Below are 18,386 nucleotides of genomic sequence, written 5' to 3'. Positions count from 1 at the left end.
AACGCTTTTCGGGTATTACTGGCCGGCGATTTTCATTTCCGGCAGTAATACAGAACCACACTGTATATTGCTACGTGTTTCAATATCGTTACCGACCGTAACGATATTGCGCCACATGTCCTTCAGGTTGCCGGCGATGGTAATTTCGCTCACCGGATACTGAATCTCGCCGTTTTCGACCCAGAAGCCTGCCGCACCGCGAGAGTAGTCTCCGGTAATGCCGCTCACGCCCTGGCCCATCAGTTCTGTCACCACCAGGCCGGTGCCCATCTCTTTCAGCATCTGCTCGAAGTTCAGGCCCTGTCCGGCAATGCGCCAGTTATGGATGCCCCCCGCATGTCCGGTGCTTTTCAGCCCCAGCTTGCGCGCGGAGTAGTTGGTCAGCAGCCACTGGGTCAGAATGCCGTCTTTAACGATATCGCGGCGTTCCGTGCGCACGCCTTCGCTGTCGAACGGCGTGGAGGCCAGCCCTTTAAGCAGGTGCGGGTGCTCTTCAATGGTCAGCCATTCCGGCAGGATCTGTTTGCCCAGTGAGTCGAGCAGGAAGGTCGATTTACGGTAAACTGAGCCGCCCGCGATAGCGCCCACCAGATGGCCAAACAGGCCGGTCGCCACTTCATTGGCAAAAATAACCGGGGCTTTCATGGTAGAGAGCTTACGCGGTGACAGGCGAGACAGCGTGCGTTCGGCACACGCTTTGCCCACCCACTCAGGGGACTGTAAATCCTCCAGCGCGCGGCCGATGGTGTAAGCATAATCCCGCTCCATATCGCCGTTTTCTTCGGCGATCACGCAGCTGGAAAGCGAGTGACGGGTTGAGCAATAGCCCTGCAGCATTCCGTGGCTGTTGCCGAAGACTTTGATGCCGTAGTGGCTGTTGAAGCTGCCGCCTTCGGTATTGGTGATGCGTTTATCCGCCTGCAAAGACGCCTGTTCGGCACGTGCAGCCAGCTCAATGGCTTCGTCCGGGGTGACTTCCGCCGGGTGGAAAAGATCGAGATCCGGGGCATCAAAGGCCAGCAGATCTTTATCCGCAACGCCGGCATAAGGATCCGGTGAGGTGTAACGCGCAATATCCAGCGCCGCCTGCACGGTACGGGCAATGGCATCGGGGCTGAGATCGGTAGACGACGCGCTGCCTTTGCGGTTCTGGTGATAGACCGTGATCCCCAGTGCGCCATCGCTGTTGAATTCTACATTCTCCACTTCGCCATAGCGGGTGCTCACGCTAATGCCGGTGGTTTTGCTGACCGCCACTTCGGCGCCATCTGATTTACCTGAAGCGAGCGTCAGCGCGGTGGAGACAGCTTCTTCCAGAATCTTACGCTGCGCTTCAACTTGTGAGGTTACTTTCATCGCAAATGCCATACTGTAAGAGAGAGTTAACTGAAGTCTAACAGAGAACCGTTTTTCAGTGCGCGTCTTAACTGGTAACATTAGCCTCTTTTTTTAAGGAGCCTGACATGACAAAGCAGCCCGAAGACTGGCTCGACGACGTTCCCGGTGATGACATCGAAGACGAAGATGATGAGATCATCTGGGTCAGTAAAAGTGAAATTAAACGCGACGCCGAAGAGTTAAAACAGCTTGGCGCAGAAATGGTGGAACTGGGTAAAAACGCGCTGGATAAGATCCCGCTCGACCAGGATCTGCGTGATGCCATTGAACTGGCACAGAAAATCAAAAAAGAAGGCCGTCGTCGCCAGCTTCAGCTTATCGGTAAAATGCTGCGTCAGCGCGACGTCGATCCGATCCGCCAGGCGCTGGATAAACTGAAAAACCGCCACAACCAGCAGGTTGCGCTGTTCCACAAGCTGGAGCAGATCCGCGACCGTCTGATTGAACAGGGTGATGATGCGGTACCGGAAGTATTGAACCTGTGGCCGGATGCCGACCGCCAGCAGCTGCGTTCACTGATCCGCAACGCGAAGAAAGAGAAAGAAGGGAATAAGCCGCCGAAGTCCGCGCGTCTGATTTTCCAGTATCTGCGCGAGCTGTCTGAGAACGAAGAGTAATCCGTGCGGTTTTGCGCCGGATGGCGGCGTAAACGCCTTATCCGGCCTACAAGGTCGTGCAATGAGTAGGCCCGGTAAGCGCTAGCGCCACCGGGCTTTTTTTACTCTGCGGCCTCAGCCTTTTTCGCCAGACCGTCCAGCAGCTTCTGATGGATCCCACCAAAACCGCCGTTACTCATCACCAGAATATGGTCACCCGGCTGAGCGGCTTTCACCACCATATCCGCCAGAGCATCAACATCCGCACTCCAGTGCGCAGGCTGAATGCAGGCATCGGCCACTTCAGCTACCTGCCACGGAATATGCTGTGGCTGCAGCAGGAAGACTTCGTCGGCACGCCCTAAGGATGGCGCGAGATCGTCTTTGCAGATGCCCATTTTCATGGTGTTAGAGCGTGGCTCCAGCACCGCCAGAATGCGCGCGGTACCGCCGACCTTGCCGCGTAACGCTGCAAGCGTCGCCAGAATAGCAGTTGGGTGGTGCGCGAAATCGTCATACACGGTCACACCGTGGGCTTCACCGCGCAGCTCCAGACGGCGACGGGCATTGATAAATGAACCCAGTGCATTCGCCGCGTCCGCAGGCTGAACACCCACATGGCGTGCGGCAGCGATTGCCATCAGGCCGTTGTGCATGTTGTGTTCGCCAACCAGGCCCCACTTCACCTCACCCACTTTCTCGCCGTCGAGCCACACTTCCCACTCCGAGGCATCCACGTTGAGTTTTTTCGCCTGCCAGTGGCCCTGCTCACCCACCAGCTCCTGCTCGCTCCAGCAGCCCATCGCCATGGTCTGCTTAAGATTGATGTCGTTCTCCGGCAGGATGATACGGCCCTGACCCGGAACGATGCGCACCAAATGGTGGAACTGTTTCTGAATGGCTTTCAGATCGTCAAAGATATCCGCATGATCGAACTCAAGGTTGTTGAGGATCAGCGTGCGCGGGCAGTAGTGTACAAACTTGGAGCGCTTGTCGAAGAACGCACAGTCGTACTCATCGGCTTCGATCACAAAGAACGGGCTCTCCCCCAGACGCGCAGACACGTCGAAATTGCCCGGAACGCCGCCAATGACAAAGCCAGGCTTGTAACCACAAGCTTCAAGGATCCAGGTCGCCATACCGGCGGTGGTGGTTTTACCGTGCGTACCGGCCACGGCAACAACCCAACGGTCGCGCAGGACGAAATCATGCAGCCACTGTGGGCCAGACATGAACGGAATATTGCGTTCCAGTACCGCCTCAACGCACGGATTACCTCGCGTCATGGCGTTGCCAATGATCACCAGATCCGGCGCGGGATCCAGCTGGCTGGCATCATAACCCTGAATCAGAGAGATGCCCTGCTTCTCCAGGAGCGTGCTCATCGGCGGATACACATTGGCGTCCGAACCAGTCACTTCATGGCCCAGCGAGCGCGCCAGCATTGCCAGTCCGCCCATGAAAGTGCCACAAATCCCCAATATATGAATGCGCATACGTCACTATCCTTCTTCAATGTGGCGCACATTTTACTCACATGTTAGCGGGTGTGAAACGCATTTCAGGTAAATCCGTATATTGCTGGCGCGATTCACCTCTGCGCTACTATTTGAATATTTGTTAAGATTGTTGGGCATTAGTCGTTTTAGTGAACATACAATCGCTCTACTCACAAAGATGCAGGGAAAGTGTTATGAAAACGTTAGGTGAATTTATTGTCGAAAAGCAGCACGAGTTCTCTCATGCTACCGGTGAACTCACTGCTTTGCTGTCGGCAATAAAGCTGGGCGCTAAGATCATCCACCGTGATATCAACAAGGCCGGTCTGGTCGATATCCTGGGTGCCAGCGGTGCCGAGAACGTTCAGGGCGAGGTTCAGCAGAAACTCGATCTGTTCGCAAATGAAAAACTGAAAGCTGCACTGCGCGCGCGCGACATCGTTGCGGGTATCGCCTCTGAAGAAGAAGATGAAATTGTCGTATTCGAAGGGTGTGAACACGCGAAATACGTTGTTCTGATGGATCCGCTGGACGGCTCCTCCAACATCGACGTTAACGTTTCTGTCGGTACCATTTTCTCCATCTACCGCCGCGTCACGCCTGTTGGCACGCCGGTGACAGAAGAAGATTTCCTGCAGCCTGGCAGTCAGCAGGTTGCTGCCGGTTATGTCGTGTATGGCTCCTCCACCATGCTGGTCTACACCACCGGCTGTGGCGTTCATGCCTTTACTTACGATCCGTCGCTGGGCGTGTTCTGCCTGTGTCAGGAACGTATGCGCTTCCCGGAGAAGGGCAACACCTACTCCATCAACGAAGGTAACTACATCAAGTTCCCGACTGGCGTGAAGAAGTACATCAAATTCTGCCAGGAAGAAGATAAAGCGACGCAGCGCCCTTACACCTCCCGCTATATCGGTTCCCTGGTTGCGGATTTCCACCGTAACCTGCTGAAAGGCGGCATTTACCTCTACCCAAGCACCGCCAGCCACCCGGACGGGAAACTGCGTCTGCTGTATGAATGCAACCCGATGGCGTTCCTGGCGGAACAGGCGGGCGGCAAGGCGAGCGATGGTAAAGAGCGTATTCTGGATATCGTGCCAGAAAGTCTGCACCAGCGTCGTTCCTTCTTCGTCGGCAACAACCATATGGTTGAAGACGTTGAACGTTTTATCCGTGAGTATCCGGACGCGTAATCCCTCTCCCGGGGAGCCGCTCTGGCTCCCCAATACATTTATATAATTTACCGTATAAGTGTTTATAAAAAACGCGCTTTAATATTCAGATTCGCTCCTGCATTATTTCCATAACAGTTTGACAGATATTTCCTGGAGCGTACCCGTGACGAAAAACTATTCCCGTGCCAATACCGGCATCGATTTAAATCTTATTCCTGTCTTTATTGAAGTGGTCCGCTGCGGCAGCATGGCGAAGGCCTCTGTCCGGCTGGAGATGTCACGCCCGGCCGTGAGCCTGGCGTTGAAGCGCTTTAGCCAGCTTTTTGCTGAACCGCTATTTATCCGTAAAGGGTTATATCTTGAACCGACGGAAAAAGCGTTAACCTTAACTCACCATCTGGAAATATTACTCGGTAATATTCACGATAATATTAGCGCGATTAATTTGTCCGAGAATAATACCCTGGTACAGAATGTACCAGGGTCGGGGAATATTATGCGACACTCTGCGTCGTCAGTTTAAATGATGACATGGCTTCCATCAGCTGGCGTGACTGCTCTTCCAGCGAGCGCGTCGCGGCAGAGGATTGCTGTACCAGCGCCGCATTCTGCTGCGCGGTTTCATCCATCTGATTTACCGCAATATTCACCTGTTCAATACCACGGCTCTGTTCCTGAGACGCGGTGGCAATTTCGCGCATCAGTTTGGTCATGCGCAGCACTTCGGTTGCGATCTCATCCATCGTTTCGCCCGCCTGCTGCGCCAGCTCGCTGCCCTCATTAACGTGGGTCTGCGAGTCGCTGATAAGTGAACGGATCTCTTTTGCTGCATCGGCGCTGCGGCTGGCAAGATTGCGTACCTCGCCCGCAACGACGGCAAAACCGCGCCCCTGCTCGCCCGCACGCGCCGCTTCCACGGAGGCGTTCAGCGCCAGAATGTTGGTCTGGAAGGCAATACCGTCAATAACGCTCAGAATGTCGGCAATCCGCGCCGAACTGCCGGAGATATCGCGCATTTTCTCAATCACATAGCAGACCATTTCGCTGCCGTGATCGGCAGTATCCGAGACAGATTTCGCCAGCTGGTGCGCCTGCTCGGCGTTATCCGCGTTGAGTTTCACCGTGGCGGTGATCTCTTCCATGCTGGCGGCGGTCTGCTCCAGCGAGGTCGCGGTGGACTCCGTGCGCTCGGCAAGATCCCTGTTTCCCGCCGTCAGCTCGCGGCTGCCGGTATCAATTTGCGAGCTGGCATCGCGGACCCGCAGCACCGAGTGCATCAGCGACTGGCGCATGCCTTCGATGGCAGCGTTCAGACGGTTGAACTCCTGGCTCGCCGGGGCATTCAGCGTGTGGGTTAAATCCCCCGCGGCGACGTTTTCCAGCTGCGCAATCGACGCCGAGAGCGGCTTGAGCAGCATGTGGCGCAGCACCAGCCAGGCCAGCACAATGATGCCTGCCGTCAGCAGCGCCGCGACAACGATCAGGACCAGAACCCGCGTTTTGCTCGACTGCACGGCGCTGACTTCCGCTTTCCCGCGCGCGTCGCTCCACATCTGGAACGCCTGCATATCGTTATCAAACTGCTTTGCTACCGGAATGAGCTTACTCTCCAGCAGATCGTAATAGCTGTCTGCGCTCTGTTCGTTCAGCGCTTTCAGCATTGGGTTGATCCCCTGTTGGTTATAGGCCGCCAGACTGGCCGCCACCTTATCCAGCAACTGCTGTCCCTGGGGATCGGCCACGCCTGCGTCGATCACGCCTTTCAGCGTTTTTTGCGCCAGGGCGATCTCCTGATTAATGCTTTTCACCGATTTCGCGGCATCGTCCAGCAGACCAATTTCCATCATTCTGACGGCCTGGCCCGCCTCGTTGCGCGCACGAAGGATCAGCGTATAGCCAGAATTGAGCTGCACCATCTGCTCACCCTGAAGGTGGTTGATGCGCTGAAGTGACGAAGAACTCTGTGTGAGGGCATAAATGCCAATGCCGCTGACAATCAGCAGCAGAAGGGTCATAACGGCCAGTAAAGAGAGCAAGCCGGTACGAATCGATAGCGTTTTAAGCATGATGTTATTTCCGGTAGCGAGATATTTCTGGGCATAAAAAAAAAGTATCGGCCGCTACCGGAAAATGTTTAGACTTTAAGCAAATTCAGCATGTTATCGCTCTGTTACTGATGTGTTCACGCGGGTAACAGGCGAGCTCTGGCGGTTCTCCCAGAGCACCGTCAGACCGCGCTGCAGGGCAATAAAAATAAACAATAAAATGCCAATGGCGATTTTCGTCCACCAGGAGCTGAGCGTGCCGTCAAAGTTGATATAGGTCTGGATCAGCCCCTGGATTGCCACGCCAAACAGTGTTCCCAGTACCGTTCCCACCCCACCGCTGAGCAGCGTGCCGCCAATCACCACAGAGGCAATCGCATCCAGTTCAACGCCAACCCCGGCCAGCGCGTAACCCGCCTGGGTGTAAATGGAGAAGACAATCCCCGCCAGCGTCGCCAGCCCGGTGGAGAGCATATAGATGCGGATGGTGGTGCTGCGGGTGGAGATCCCCATCAGATTGGCCGAGGTAGCGTTGCCGCCAATAGCGTAGACCTGATTACCAAACCGGGTGCGATGGGCAAGGAAGATACCAATGACCACCACGCCCAGCATCAGCAGCCCCATCGCGCTCAGGCGCCCCCCGCCGGGGATTTTCCACGCCAGGCTGGAGAGCGTGTCGTACACCGGATGGTTGATCGGGATCGACTCCTCAGACACCAGATAACTCACGCCGCGCAGGAAGAACATCCCGGCAAGCGTAATGATAAAGGCCGGGATCTTGAGCGCGTCAATCAGAAGCCCCATAAAGGCACCAAACGCACAGCCCATCACCAGCACCAGCGGAAACGCCACCAGCGGCGAGATGCCCCAGAAACCGATCGCTTTGGCAAGAAACACACCAGTAAAGGCGATCACCGAACCGACGGAGAGATCAATCCCCCCGGAGAGGATCACAAAGGTCATCCCAACCGCGATGATGCCTAAAAAGGCGTTATCCGTCAGTATGTTACAAATCACACGCGTCGAGGCGAACCCCGGGAACTGGGTCAGGCAGTAGAGATAGCCCAGCACAAACACGCCCAGCGTGATCATTAACGGTAAATTACGTTTTATCATGGCCACGGATCCCCTTAATGATGCTGACAAAGCGCGGTGACTGAACGATCAGCACGCAGAGCACGACCACCGCTTTCACCACCTGGTTGAGTTCCGGCTGAAACCCGGAAAGCAGGATCCCGGTGTTCATGCCCTGAATAATCAGCGCACCAATTACCGAGAGCAGCAGGTTAAAGCGCCCGCCCATCAGCGATCCGCCGCCAATGACCACCGCCAGGATCGCATCCAGCTCCAGCCATAACCCGGCGTTGTTGGCATCAGCCCCACGAATATCTGCCGCGACGATCACCCCGGCGATGGCGGCACACACGCCGCTCAATACGTACGTGAGCATCACCATCAGCCGCGTATTGACCCCGGCGTTGCGTGCCGCACGAATGTTGATCCCGACCGCTTCAATGAACATGCCCAGCGCCGTTTTGCGGGTAAAGATCCAGAACACCACCAGCGTCACCAGCGCAATGATCACCGGCGTGGGGAAGAAGAGCAGCTTGCCGCTCCCGAGCCACGCCAGGTTCGGCGAGTTGAAGGTAACAATCTGCCCCGAGGTGATGAGCTGTGCGACACCGCGCCCGGCCACCATCAATATCAGCGTGGCAACAAACGGCTGGATTTTGAGCACCGCCACCAGAATGCCGTTCCACAGTCCGGCCAGCACGCCGGTGCCCAACGCCGCCAGCAGCACCACCGGCAGGCTGTGCCCGGCCACGGTCATTGATGCTGCCGTCGCCCCGGCAATGGCCATCACCGCGCCAACAGAAAGGTCGATCCCGCCGGTGGCGATCACCAGCGTCATACCAATGGCGAGCAGCGCCACCGGCGCGGCGCGGTTTAAAATATCGATCGGACTGCCGAACAGACGGCCATCCTGCACGATTATCTGGAAGAAATGCGGTGCGACCAGGCTATCGACCAGCAACACCACCAGCAGCGCGGCGATTTGCGGCGTGCCGGTCGGCCAGTTGAAGCGGCGTTTTGTTTCGCCAGTTTGCGAAAGCGAACGAGACATCACGATTCACTCCTTACGCCGCGATGGCATTCATGATTGCCGGAACGGACAGTTTATCCAGCGGGATCTCTGCCACCTGCTTGCGATCGCGCATGATGATGACGCGATCGGCATAGCCCACCAGCTCCTCCAGTTCAGACGAGATGACCAGCAGCGCCAGCCCGTCCGCGCACAGGGTTTCAATAAGGCGGATAATTTCGGCGTGCGCCCCCACGTCAATGCCGCGGGTCGGTTCATCGAGGATCAGGAACTGAGGTTTGGTCAGCAGCCAGCGGGAAAGCAGTACCTTCTGCTGGTTGCCCCCGGAGAGGAACTCTATCGGCTGTTCTGCGCTCGGGGTACGGATACCGAGCTGGCGAATAAAGCGCTCGGCAATGGCGTTTTGCTCTTTCCGTGGGATCGGCCGCAGCCAGCCGCGCTGCGCCTGTAAGGCCAGAATGATATTTTCCCGCACCGAGGCGGCGGCAATAATGCCATCCGTTTTTCTGTCTTCCGGGCAGAAGCCCACACCCAGACAGGAGGCCTGATGCGGCGAGCGCAAGGTTTGCGGTTTACCTTTGATCTGCGCGGTGCCGCTGTCTGCAGGCTTGATCCCGAAGATCACCTCGGCGGTTTCGGTACGGCCCGAGCCTAACAGGCCCGCCAGACCGACAATTTCACCGGGGCGCACCTCCAGGTTAAACGGCGAGATGACCCCTTTCTTGCCGAAATCACTGAACGCGGCGACCGGTTTCTCACTCAGCAGCGTACGGCCGGCACGCTGGAGCGCATTGGATTCCAGCTCGCGGCCGAGCATCATTTTGACCAGTTCAATCTGCGGCAGCTCGCGGGTGTCGCGGCAGCCGACAAAACTGCCGTTGCGCAGCACCGTAATGCGATCGCTCACCTCATACACCTGATCGAGGAAATGGGTGACGAAGATCAGGCTCACGCCCTGATTGCGCAGCTGGCGCATCAGGGTAAAGAGCATCTCCACTTCCTGGGTATCGAGGCTGGCGGTGGGCTCATCAAGGATCAGCACTTTTGCCGAGAGGTCGATAGCGCGACAAATGGCGACAATCTGCTGCATGGCGACGGAAAAACGGTTCAGCGGCTCGCGTACGTCGAGAGAGAAGCCGTAAGACGCCATCAGTTTTGTCGCCCGCGCTTCCATCTCCTTGCGGCGAAGCAGGCCAAAGCGTCGTGGCTCCCGGCCAATAAACAGGTTATCCGCGACCGACATATTCGGCAGCAGGTTTACCTCCTGGTAGACCGTCCCGATCCCCAGCTGCTGCGCATGGGCGGTATTTTTGGGTGATATGGCGTTACCTTCCAGCCAGATGGTGCCGCGATCGGCGTGATAAACCCCTGTCAGGGCTTTAATCAGCGTCGATTTCCCCGCACCGTTCTCGCCCAGCAACGCCATGATCTCGCCGCGTCGCAGGCTAAAATCAACGTTATCCAACGCTTTTACGCCGGGGAAGAATTTACTCAAGCCCTCTGTGCGGAGGATTTCCTGGTGTTGTTCAGTGGTCATGGTTTTCCCCCTCACCCTGACCCTCTCCCCGGAGGGGAGAGGGGACTATTCGTGCCAGTCTTTAATTTTCTGCCCAAACTGCCCTTTTCCCTCTCCCCTCCGGGGAGAGGGCTAGGGTGAGGGGGCTGAGCTTAGTAGCCCATATTTTTCTTCTTCTCTAACTCTTCTTTCGCGGTATCCGGCAGGTAGAGAGTGGATTTGGTGACCGTCACCTTCTCAGGCATCGTGCCGTCTTTCTTGAATTTCTCCAGCGCATCGAATGCCGGACCGGCCATGTTTGGCGTGAGCTCCACGCTGGCGTTGGCTTCGCCGTCGATCATCGCTTTGTAGATGTCCGGCACGCCGTCGATAGAGCCGGTGAGAATATCTTTGCCCGGTTTCAGGCCCGCTTCTTTAATGGCCTGAATCGCCCCGATCACCATGTCATCGTTGTGGGCGTAAACCATGCAGATGTTCTTGCCGTTGTTTTCAGCCTTGATAAAGCTCTCCATGACCTCTTTACCTTTACTGCGGGTAAAGTCGCCGGACTGAGAACGGATAATTTTAATGTTTGGCGCTTTGGCGATGGCCTCAGCAAACCCCTTCTTACGGTCGATGGCCACGCTCGCGCCGACCGTACCCTGCAGCTCGACGACGTTACACGGCTTGCCATCCACCTGTTTCACCAGCCAGTCACCAATTAATTGCCCTTCAAGAACGTTGTTGGCGGTCACGGTGGTCATATAGAGAGATTTGTCTTTTACATCGATGGAACGATCGAGCAGGAAGACCGGGATCTCAGCATCTTTCGCTTCCTTCAGGACAGGCTCCCAGCCGGTGGCCACAACGGGCGCAATAAAGATGGCATCCACACCCTGCGCAATAAACGAACGCACGGCTTTAATCTGGTTTTCCTGTTTTTGCTGACCATCGGCGATCTTCAGCGTGATGCCGCGTTTCTGGGCCTCGCTTTTCGCAACGTTGGTTTCTGCCGCACGCCAGCCTGATTCAGAGCCGACCTGCGAAAATCCTACGGTTAAAGGTGCGGCCATCGCCATAGACGACATGGCTGCCGAAACTGCTGTGACAAGAAGTAAGCGCTTCCACATATGAACGTCCTCGTAGGGTGAGTTATTGTTGGTTAAAAGATGTTCTGCGAAATGACTATAGCCAATGAAATATGTAACGAATTGCGTTACATCACACTTCAGAAAAGTGAATAAAACGTTAATCACAAGTTTGTAATCGCTTTCATTTCTCCATGAAAAATGCGGCTGAGTTTATGGATTTTTCTGCCATGGAATCGGTCTGAAAAGTGAGACGAACGCGGTGAGAAGACGAAAACAGGCGGAGACATTCAGCGCCAGTTGGCTATAATACCTGCCACTTGTTTACCATCCATTTTAAAGGACACAGACATGAGCTTACTCAACGTCCCTGCGGGTAAAGAACTGCCAGAAGACATCTACGTTGTTATCGAAATCCCGGCTAACGCAGATCCTATCAAATACGAAGTGGACAAAGAGAGCGGTGCGCTGTTTGTAGACCGTTTCATGTCTACCGCGATGTTCTATCCATGCAACTACGGTTACATCAACCACACCCTGTCTCTGGACGGTGACCCGGTTGACGTGCTGGTTCCAACGCCATACCCACTGCAGCCAGGCGCAGTCATTCGCTGCCGCCCAGTTGGCGTGCTGAAAATGACCGACGAATCCGGCGAAGATGCGAAACTGGTTGCGGTACCGCACACCAAGCTGAGCAAAGAGTACGATCACATCAAAGATGTGAACGACCTGCCAGAACTGCTGAAAGCGCAGATCACTCACTTCTTCGAGCACTACAAAGACCTCGAAAAAGGCAAGTGGGTTAAAGTTGACGGCTGGGACAACGCAGAAGCGGCGAAAGCAGAAATCATCGCCTCTTTCGAACGCGCTGCTAAGAAGTAATTCTTACCGCACATCGATAAAGCCCCGCTGGTCGGGGCTTTTTTGTGGCTGGAGAGTTTCTCCCGGGTGCGCTACGCCCCCGACAAGAGGCACAAAAAACAACGCCACCTCACGGTGGCGTTGTTTTTTCAGTACTGGTCTCTGTCTAACCAGTTACCGCTTACAATCCGCGTTAACCCTTCGACCGGACGCTGGTAGACGTACATCCACGCACTTCCGTACGGCGTCTGGATCAACTGGCGCGCGTATTCACCGCCCCTGGTGCGCAAGGCATCAAGTTCGGCAAGTGTCGCGTTATCAATACGATAAACTTCACCGTGTACTGTTCCTTCGCCGGGAACCGCGCCTGGATAGTGGCCCAGGCTGTACAACTGGTAGTTTTCGATATTGTAATTCCCAAGCAACAGGGCATTGGTCATCCAGTGACTGTTGCCTTGCTTGGTTCGTAAACTGCCGTAGACAAATATTCGCATTGCTAAAACTCAAACTGATAGAGCAGATCAAGTGCCTGGTCTACGCCGGACACTGCTTCCAGATATAGCTTAGGCATCAGGCGATAGCGTAACGTGAGAGTTGCCAGCGAGTCAAAGATCCCCACGCCATATTTTACCTGCAGACCCGGCAGTACATAGCCGCTGACCACCACCTGCGAGGAGTCACCCACGCCCTGGGTGTCCAGCGCCAGATTGCTTACGCCGAATGTCTCACCGATTTTACCCACAACCTGACCACTTTGTGCAACCCCCAGACCCACTAACATTGAGGTCATCGCTGCACTGTCGCTTTGGCCGCTATCCAGGCCCTGACCACGCAGCAGGTAAGAGAGTGCTTCCTGCTGGGACATCGCCGGGTCAGAGAAGATCTCCGCCTTCGGTTCGTCGGCCGAACCGGTGACGCGCACGCCCGCAATCACGTCGTTTTCTGTCGCTTCCGGGTTACGAATCGCTTCAATGTTGAGCAGCGGCTGATCCGGCGGACCGGAGAACAGCAGTTCACCTTTACGCACAATCAAATCCTGACCATAAGCATGGAAGCGCCCTTCAGGAATGTTGATCTGCCCATTCAGGCCAAGCCCCTGTCTGTCTTGCGCCACTTTCAGGTCACCCGTCAGGCGTGCCTTCAGCCCAAACGCGTTCAGACGAACGTTATTCCCCACATGCACGGTAAGATTGCTGTTGATCGGAATGCCCGCGCTTTGCTGATTAATCGGCTTGAGGTTATCGTCGAGCATCACTTCATCACTGGAGACGCCCACCGCGCTTTCCGGCACCTCGTGAACCACGATGCGCGCCCACGGCACGTCCACGTTCCCGTCGAGGGTAAAGAGGCTCGGCGTTGCTTCAAAGACGATATCCGGCGAGACATCCAGGCGTACCATCGGCGGTACGGTGATCCTCACCTTGCTGCCTTTCGCGGCGATACGGGCGCGCCAGTTATCAAGCTGGCTCCAGTCGGCGTCACCGCTGAGGTTGATTTGCCCCTGCTGGGTCAGCACCGAGCCGTTCAGCGTTGAGCTCATCCCGTTGAAGTTCATCGTAATCTGGCTTGGCTGCATATCGAACGGCATAAAGTTGCCGTCGATATCCACACCGTTTAGCTGCATCTGACCGAACAGCTGCGGGCTTTGCGCGTTGCCCGCCAGCCGCAGGTTCGCGTTGAGCATCCCCGCCGCTTTTTCACCGCGCGAGAAAATCGGGTTAACCATCGCCAGGTTGAAGTTGCGAATAGAGACGTTACCGCCCAGATTACGTCGCCCTTGTGGGTCGGTAATCTGCACCTTACCGTCGAACTGGCCATTATTGGTCAGGCGGATAAGCCACCCCAGCTCGGCCCGGTTGTTGTGCAGATCGGCGCTCAGGTTCAGGGTATCAAACGCCACCGGCAGCGGCGCGTTGTTGACATCCTGTGTCACCTTCACGTTGCGGCCAGAAAGCGTCACGCTGCCCTGTGGCAGCCCCTCTTTGGTGGTGTCCCAGGCCACATCGGCCTTCCCGCTAAAGACGCCGCTCGCCTGAGTGGTATCCGGCATGAACGGTTTTAACATCGCCAGATCAAAACGATTGAGGGTGATCTGCGCGCGCCCTTCCGCTCCCGCGTCGATGGTCTGCGGCACGCACAGCTCCGCATTCGGGTTGGTCCAGCAGTGTGGGCCAATGCTGATCTTTTGTTCGGCATTGCGGTAGTCCAGGGCAATAGCGCGTGACAGCACCAATGGCCCTACCGGGGTGTTGAAACGGGTATTGTCGAGCGTCCCTTTCCAGCGCTCCGCCTTGCGGTCGAAGCTCCCCGTCAGGTGAAGCTGCCCGGAAACCGGCTCGCCCTGCACGCGCAGCTGGAGGTCGTGCTGCTTCTCGTTGCCTTTGGCGTCCAGGGTCACCAGATTAATGTTCACGTCCGGCTGAGAAATGCGTTCCACGCGCAGGTTCAGGTTACCGCCGATCTGATCGGTGGATTTCACATCCCCGTCAACGCGAACGCGGGCGATGGACAGCTCCTGCCAGCGCAGGTTACTGGCCGTGATATCCGCCAGCAACTGCGGTGCATCCACCGTGCCGCGCACCTTAAGCAGCCCCTTCGCCGTGCCGCCAAGCCCCGGAAGGGCGTTATCCAGATTCGGCGCATCGATAGTGGCGTCGAGGTTCAGATCTTTCACCCCCAGTTCACCTTTGATATCCGCCGTGTTGCGCCCCAGCGCCACGTGCAGACCCGGGATCACCCACTGCAGGTAGCTGTTGCCTTTGAGCGAACCTTCTACGTTAACCTTGTTCTGCTTCACGTTACCGGTGAGCTTGATTTCCGGGACATCCATCTGCCACGTGCCGCCGTACAGGCTGCCGCGGGTTTTGATAAGACCGTCCAGTTTTGACGGCCAGTCCGGCACCTCTTTCGCCGTGTTAATCCCCGAGAGCTTCAGCTCACCGCGCCAGCTGATCGCCTGCTGCCAGTCGAGCAGCGCGGTCAGCTCGGTTTTGCCTTCCAGCGCCGCAACGGTCAGTTTGTCGAGATTAACCTGCTGTTCATTCCCTTTTGCATCCAGCGTGATCGTGGCGGGTGGCACGTCCTGGCCCTTCACGGCGGTACGGAACGACAGCGTGTAATCGGTCATCTTGCCGCTCAGCTTCAGCTTCAGGTCATCGGCCTGGAACTGTTTTTCGCCAGTGAACGGCCAGTACAGCTGCTTGCTGACCACCTCAAGGTTAAGTGGCAGTCCGACTTCCGCCAGCTGGGTTTGCGCGCGCAGAACCATGTCCACCGGGCCGGAGAGATTCACCCCGACATCCAGCTTGTCGCGTAGCGCGCCGCCCACCTTAACCTTCACTTTTTCGCCTTTCAGCGGGTCGATGTTGAGCGCGCTGTTCAGGGTAATATCCACCGGCCAGTTGTCACGCAGCAGGGCATGACCCGAGGCATTGACAGAGCCCTGGTTGGTGTCGATATCCAGCGCGTCGAGCTTCATGTTGCCGTCGATGCTGCTGACCTTCAGCAACATGTTATAGACCGTGAGATCGGTGTCGCCAGTCAGACGCAACTGCTCGCCCTTGAACGCTTCGATATTCAGGTTCAGCGGCAGGTGCACGTCCGTCATCTCCGGCAGGACGGGCTTCGAGAACAGATCTTTCAGCGTTTCACCCAGCGGTTTCTCTTCCGGCTGTGGGTTCTGGATCTTCGGCTCGACGATCTCCTCTTGCGCCACGTCCGCCACCTTCGGCAGCGCGATCAGCAATCCCTGCAGGGTGGTTGGCGTCAGGGTGAGGTTTTTCTCCTGCCAGCGCAGGCCGGAGGTGAAATCCATCACCGATACGGTGGTGTCATCGATTTTGACATTGACGTTGTCCAGCGCCACCCGATAAAGCGCAATCGGGTACGGCGTCGAGAGATTCAGCGGGCCGCTGTCCTCTTCTTCAACCGGCGCTGATTTCGGCATTTTCTCCGAATCAATCGCCACGTTCACATCTTTTAGCGACAGGTCGTTGACGCAGAGCTTACTGTCCCGCAGGCAACCCAGCCTGACGGCAAGGTGAAACTCGCCCGCGTTGACCGCAACGCCAGGCTGCTCGTAGCGAATATTCTTCAGACGTAGATCGCGCCAGCCGCCCGTCACCTGGCCGATTTCCAGCCCGGGTACCCAGCGGTTCGCCGCGTTAAACAGCAGATGCAGGCCGGTTGTCGTGCCCACCAGAAACGCCACCGTACCGAGCAGCAGCACGATAAAAATCAGTACTCCGAGGCTTATCTTCTTCCATAAACTCATAATTCAGGCCCCAGACCGATGTAAAACTGTAAACCGTGTTCTTCTTTGTCACCCACCGGCACAGCGAAGTCGAGCTTGATGGGCCCGACGGGCGACTGCCAGCGCACGCCCACGCCCGCGCCGGTTTTGAAATCACTGCGGCGGATATCGCTCACCGCTTCGCCGCCGTCCACAAACATGGCGCCCCACCATTTTCCGCTGACGTTGTACTGGTACTCCAGCGAGCCGGTCGCCAGCTTGGAGGCCCCGATCAGCTTGCCGTCATCATCTTTAGGCGCGATGGATTTGTATTTGTAGCCGCGGATACTGCGGTCGCCCCCGGCGAAGAAGCGCAGGTCGGGCGGGACTTTGTCGAAGTCGCCGGTTTCAATCCAGCCGAGGTTCCCGCGCATCACAAAGCGGTGTTTGTCATACAGCGTGCGGATCCAGACGTTTTGCGCCTGAATCACCGAGAAATCCACATCGGAACCCCACATGGTGTTGGAGTAATCGATAGAGTAACGCTGGGAATCGCCCCAGGTCGGCATCAGGCCGCCGCGTGAGCGGGTACGGCTGATCATCACCCCCGGATAGAGCAGCATGGTGGTGTTGGTGACGTTGGCCTGGGTAAAGTGGTCAAGACTCCAGCGCAGGTTAATGGCGCGCTGCCAGCCGCTGGAGAGATCCCAGAATCGGGATACGGCAAGCGTGGTGGAATCCGACTCGGTATCGTTCAGATCGGTACGCTTAAAGCCCCCCTGGACCAGGTAATACTGCTCAAGCGGGTTCTTCAGCAGCGGAATTTTGTAGCTGAAGTCGAGCTGTTGCTCCGGGGCTGAGATACTGGCACTGGTGGTCAGGCTATGGCCGTACGAGTTCATCCACGGCTTTTTCCAGGTCGCCCTCACGCGCGGCCCCACGTCCGTTGAATAGCCAGCCCCGGTCTCAATGGTGTTTTCGGTGCGTGGCGACACCACACCGTGCAGCGGTAATACCTTGGTTTTGCGGGCCTTTTCAAACTCCGGCGCAACGACCACCGAATTAAACCACCCGGTTGCCGACAGGCGGCGGTTCAGCTCGGCCAGATCGCGTGAATGGTAGTAGTCACCCTTTTTGAACGGCACGAGGTTTTGCAGGTACTCTTCACGAATTTGCGAGCCTTCGAACGTCACGTCGCCAAAGCGGTAGCGTTCGCCGCTGTCATAGTCGATATCCCAGAAAGCCTGGCGTCTGCCCAGCGCAATGCCCAGCTGGCTTTTATTGAACTGGCTGTCGAAGTAGCCCTTTCGTAAGGAGACGCTCGTCAGCGATTTTTTGAAACTGTCGTAATCACCGTGATTCAGTACGGTACCGATTTTAGGCCGCGTACTGAGCAGATCCAGATAATCGCGATCGGTACGCGCGCCGCCGCGTAACACCACATTGGTGCCGCCTATCAGCACCGGCTCACCCGGCGAGACGCGGGCAATAAGCACCTGCCGCCCCTTTTTTGGCGGTGGGCGGAGATCGAAATCGATGGTGGGTTCGTAATATCCCAGGGCTTTTAGCCCTTCGCGTATCGCGTCATCCACGCGTGCACGAAAACGCCGGTCCGGCGTCACTTCGTCACTTTCAATCGTCGACAGCTGTGCACGCACGTTTTTTTCCAGCGCCCCGGATAACCCCTCAACCTGCAAACGGACATTCGCCGCGCTGGCAACCCCGCTTGTCAGCAAGACACTGACCAAACATAACTGGCGGATTTTTGTCACGTTCTCTCCTGAATATCCCTGTTTCCACCCTGGAAGCAAATGAAGTGCCGCTCCGCGGCAAAATACGGCCTGTTAGCCAAAAAACCCAATTCTCGGGTTGAAAAAGGGTGTAACACCCAAAT

General features: G+C 56.5%; 14 protein-coding genes. 4 read left to right on the top strand and 10 right to left on the bottom strand.

The annotated features are described in order from the left end of the window. Nucleotides 1-15: 15 nt before the first annotated feature. On the bottom strand, nucleotides 16-1,368 hold the full coding sequence (gene pmbA / locus ACOTZF_RS02335) for a metalloprotease PmbA (protein ID WP_129317802.1): 1,353 nt from the start codon (nucleotides 1,366-1,368) through the stop codon (nucleotides 16-18). 95 nt (nucleotides 1,369-1,463) lie between these two features. Between pmbA and yjgA the strand changes: the two genes are divergently transcribed. Further along, nucleotides 1,464-2,015 carry a ribosome biogenesis factor YjgA gene (yjgA, locus tag ACOTZF_RS02330; protein WP_008501414.1) on the top strand — a complete coding sequence of 184 codons (552 nt, stop codon included), beginning with the start codon at nucleotides 1,464-1,466 and terminating at the stop codon, nucleotides 2,013-2,015. 101 nt (nucleotides 2,016-2,116) lie between these two features. Here yjgA and mpl read toward each other — a convergent pair whose 3' ends face one another. Beyond that, complete coding sequence (mpl, locus tag ACOTZF_RS02325) at nucleotides 2,117-3,490, bottom strand: UDP-N-acetylmuramate:L-alanyl-gamma-D-glutamyl-meso-diaminopimelate ligase (RefSeq protein WP_013095346.1); 1,374 nt, start codon at nucleotides 3,488-3,490, stop codon at nucleotides 2,117-2,119. 197 nt (nucleotides 3,491-3,687) lie between these two features. Between mpl and fbp the strand changes: the two genes are divergently transcribed. Both fbp and ACOTZF_RS02315 read left to right on the top strand, forming a co-directional pair. Then, complete coding sequence (gene fbp, locus ACOTZF_RS02320; protein ID WP_013095345.1) at nucleotides 3,688-4,686, top strand: class 1 fructose-bisphosphatase; 999 nt, start codon at nucleotides 3,688-3,690, stop codon at nucleotides 4,684-4,686. A 145-nt stretch (nucleotides 4,687-4,831) separates the two neighbouring features. Next, a complete protein-coding gene (locus ACOTZF_RS02315) occupies nucleotides 4,832-5,191 on the top strand; it encodes a LysR family transcriptional regulator (RefSeq protein ID WP_038986126.1) in 360 nt (119 codons plus the stop codon). Here the strand turns inward: ACOTZF_RS02315 and ACOTZF_RS02310 are convergent. The 5 genes from ACOTZF_RS02310 to ytfQ form a co-directional block, all read right to left on the bottom strand. Then, nucleotides 5,163-6,734, bottom strand: coding sequence for a methyl-accepting chemotaxis protein (locus tag ACOTZF_RS02310; RefSeq protein ID WP_013095343.1), 1,572 nt, complete (start codon nucleotides 6,732-6,734; stop codon nucleotides 5,163-5,165). The genes ACOTZF_RS02315 and ACOTZF_RS02310 overlap by 29 nt on opposite strands. A 93-nt stretch (nucleotides 6,735-6,827) precedes the next feature. Next, entirely contained in the window at nucleotides 6,828-7,829 is a 1,002-nt protein-coding gene (yjfF, locus tag ACOTZF_RS02305) for a galactofuranose ABC transporter, permease protein YjfF (RefSeq protein ID WP_014830436.1), read from the bottom strand. Further along, nucleotides 7,816-8,841 (bottom strand): galactofuranose ABC transporter, ATP-binding protein YtfT, encoded by a 1,026-nt coding sequence (gene ytfT / locus ACOTZF_RS02300; RefSeq protein ID WP_161799150.1) that lies wholly within the window; start codon nucleotides 8,839-8,841, stop codon nucleotides 7,816-7,818. The genes yjfF and ytfT overlap by 14 nt, the downstream gene beginning before the upstream one ends. A 10-nt stretch (nucleotides 8,842-8,851) precedes the next feature. Beyond that, nucleotides 8,852-10,354 (bottom strand): galactofuranose ABC transporter, ATP-binding protein YtfR, encoded by a 1,503-nt coding sequence (gene ytfR / locus ACOTZF_RS02295; RefSeq protein WP_058683225.1) that lies wholly within the window; start codon nucleotides 10,352-10,354, stop codon nucleotides 8,852-8,854. Nucleotides 10,355-10,485: 131 nt separating this feature from the next. Further along, a complete protein-coding gene (gene ytfQ / locus ACOTZF_RS02290) occupies nucleotides 10,486-11,442 on the bottom strand; it encodes a galactofuranose ABC transporter substrate-binding protein YtfQ (RefSeq protein WP_014882271.1) in 957 nt (318 codons plus the stop codon). 309 nt (nucleotides 11,443-11,751) lie between these two features. On the opposite strand from ytfQ, the gene ppa reads away from it, so the two are divergent. After that, nucleotides 11,752-12,282, top strand: a complete 531-nt coding sequence (gene ppa, locus ACOTZF_RS02285) for an inorganic diphosphatase (protein ID WP_008501423.1) — start codon at nucleotides 11,752-11,754, stop codon at nucleotides 12,280-12,282. Between the two features lie 128 nt (nucleotides 12,283-12,410). Here ppa and ACOTZF_RS02280 read toward each other — a convergent pair whose 3' ends face one another. From ACOTZF_RS02280 to tamA, 3 genes are read right to left on the bottom strand one after another with little or no spacing between them, the layout of a single operon-like run. Further along, complete coding sequence (locus ACOTZF_RS02280; protein WP_028027890.1) at nucleotides 12,411-12,755, bottom strand: gamma-glutamylcyclotransferase family protein; 345 nt, start codon at nucleotides 12,753-12,755, stop codon at nucleotides 12,411-12,413. 2 nt (nucleotides 12,756-12,757) lie between these two features. Further along, entirely contained in the window at nucleotides 12,758-16,534 is a 3,777-nt protein-coding gene (gene tamB, locus ACOTZF_RS02275; RefSeq protein WP_058660605.1) for an autotransporter assembly complex protein TamB, read from the bottom strand. Beyond that, a complete protein-coding gene (gene tamA, locus ACOTZF_RS02270) occupies nucleotides 16,531-18,264 on the bottom strand; it encodes an autotransporter assembly complex protein TamA (protein ID WP_013095333.1) in 1,734 nt (577 codons plus the stop codon). Before tamA ends, tamB begins: the two co-directional genes overlap by 4 nt. Nucleotides 18,265-18,386: the final 122 nt, after the last annotated feature.

Origin of the sequence: Enterobacter cloacae complex sp. SHL021 (assembly GCF_049237765.1) — a bacterium.
Classification (GTDB): Bacteria; Pseudomonadota; Gammaproteobacteria; order Enterobacterales; family Enterobacteriaceae; genus Enterobacter; species Enterobacter cloacae.
The sequence above is the reverse complement of the archived record's forward strand: the minus strand, read 5'-3'. Positions and strand labels throughout refer to the sequence as shown.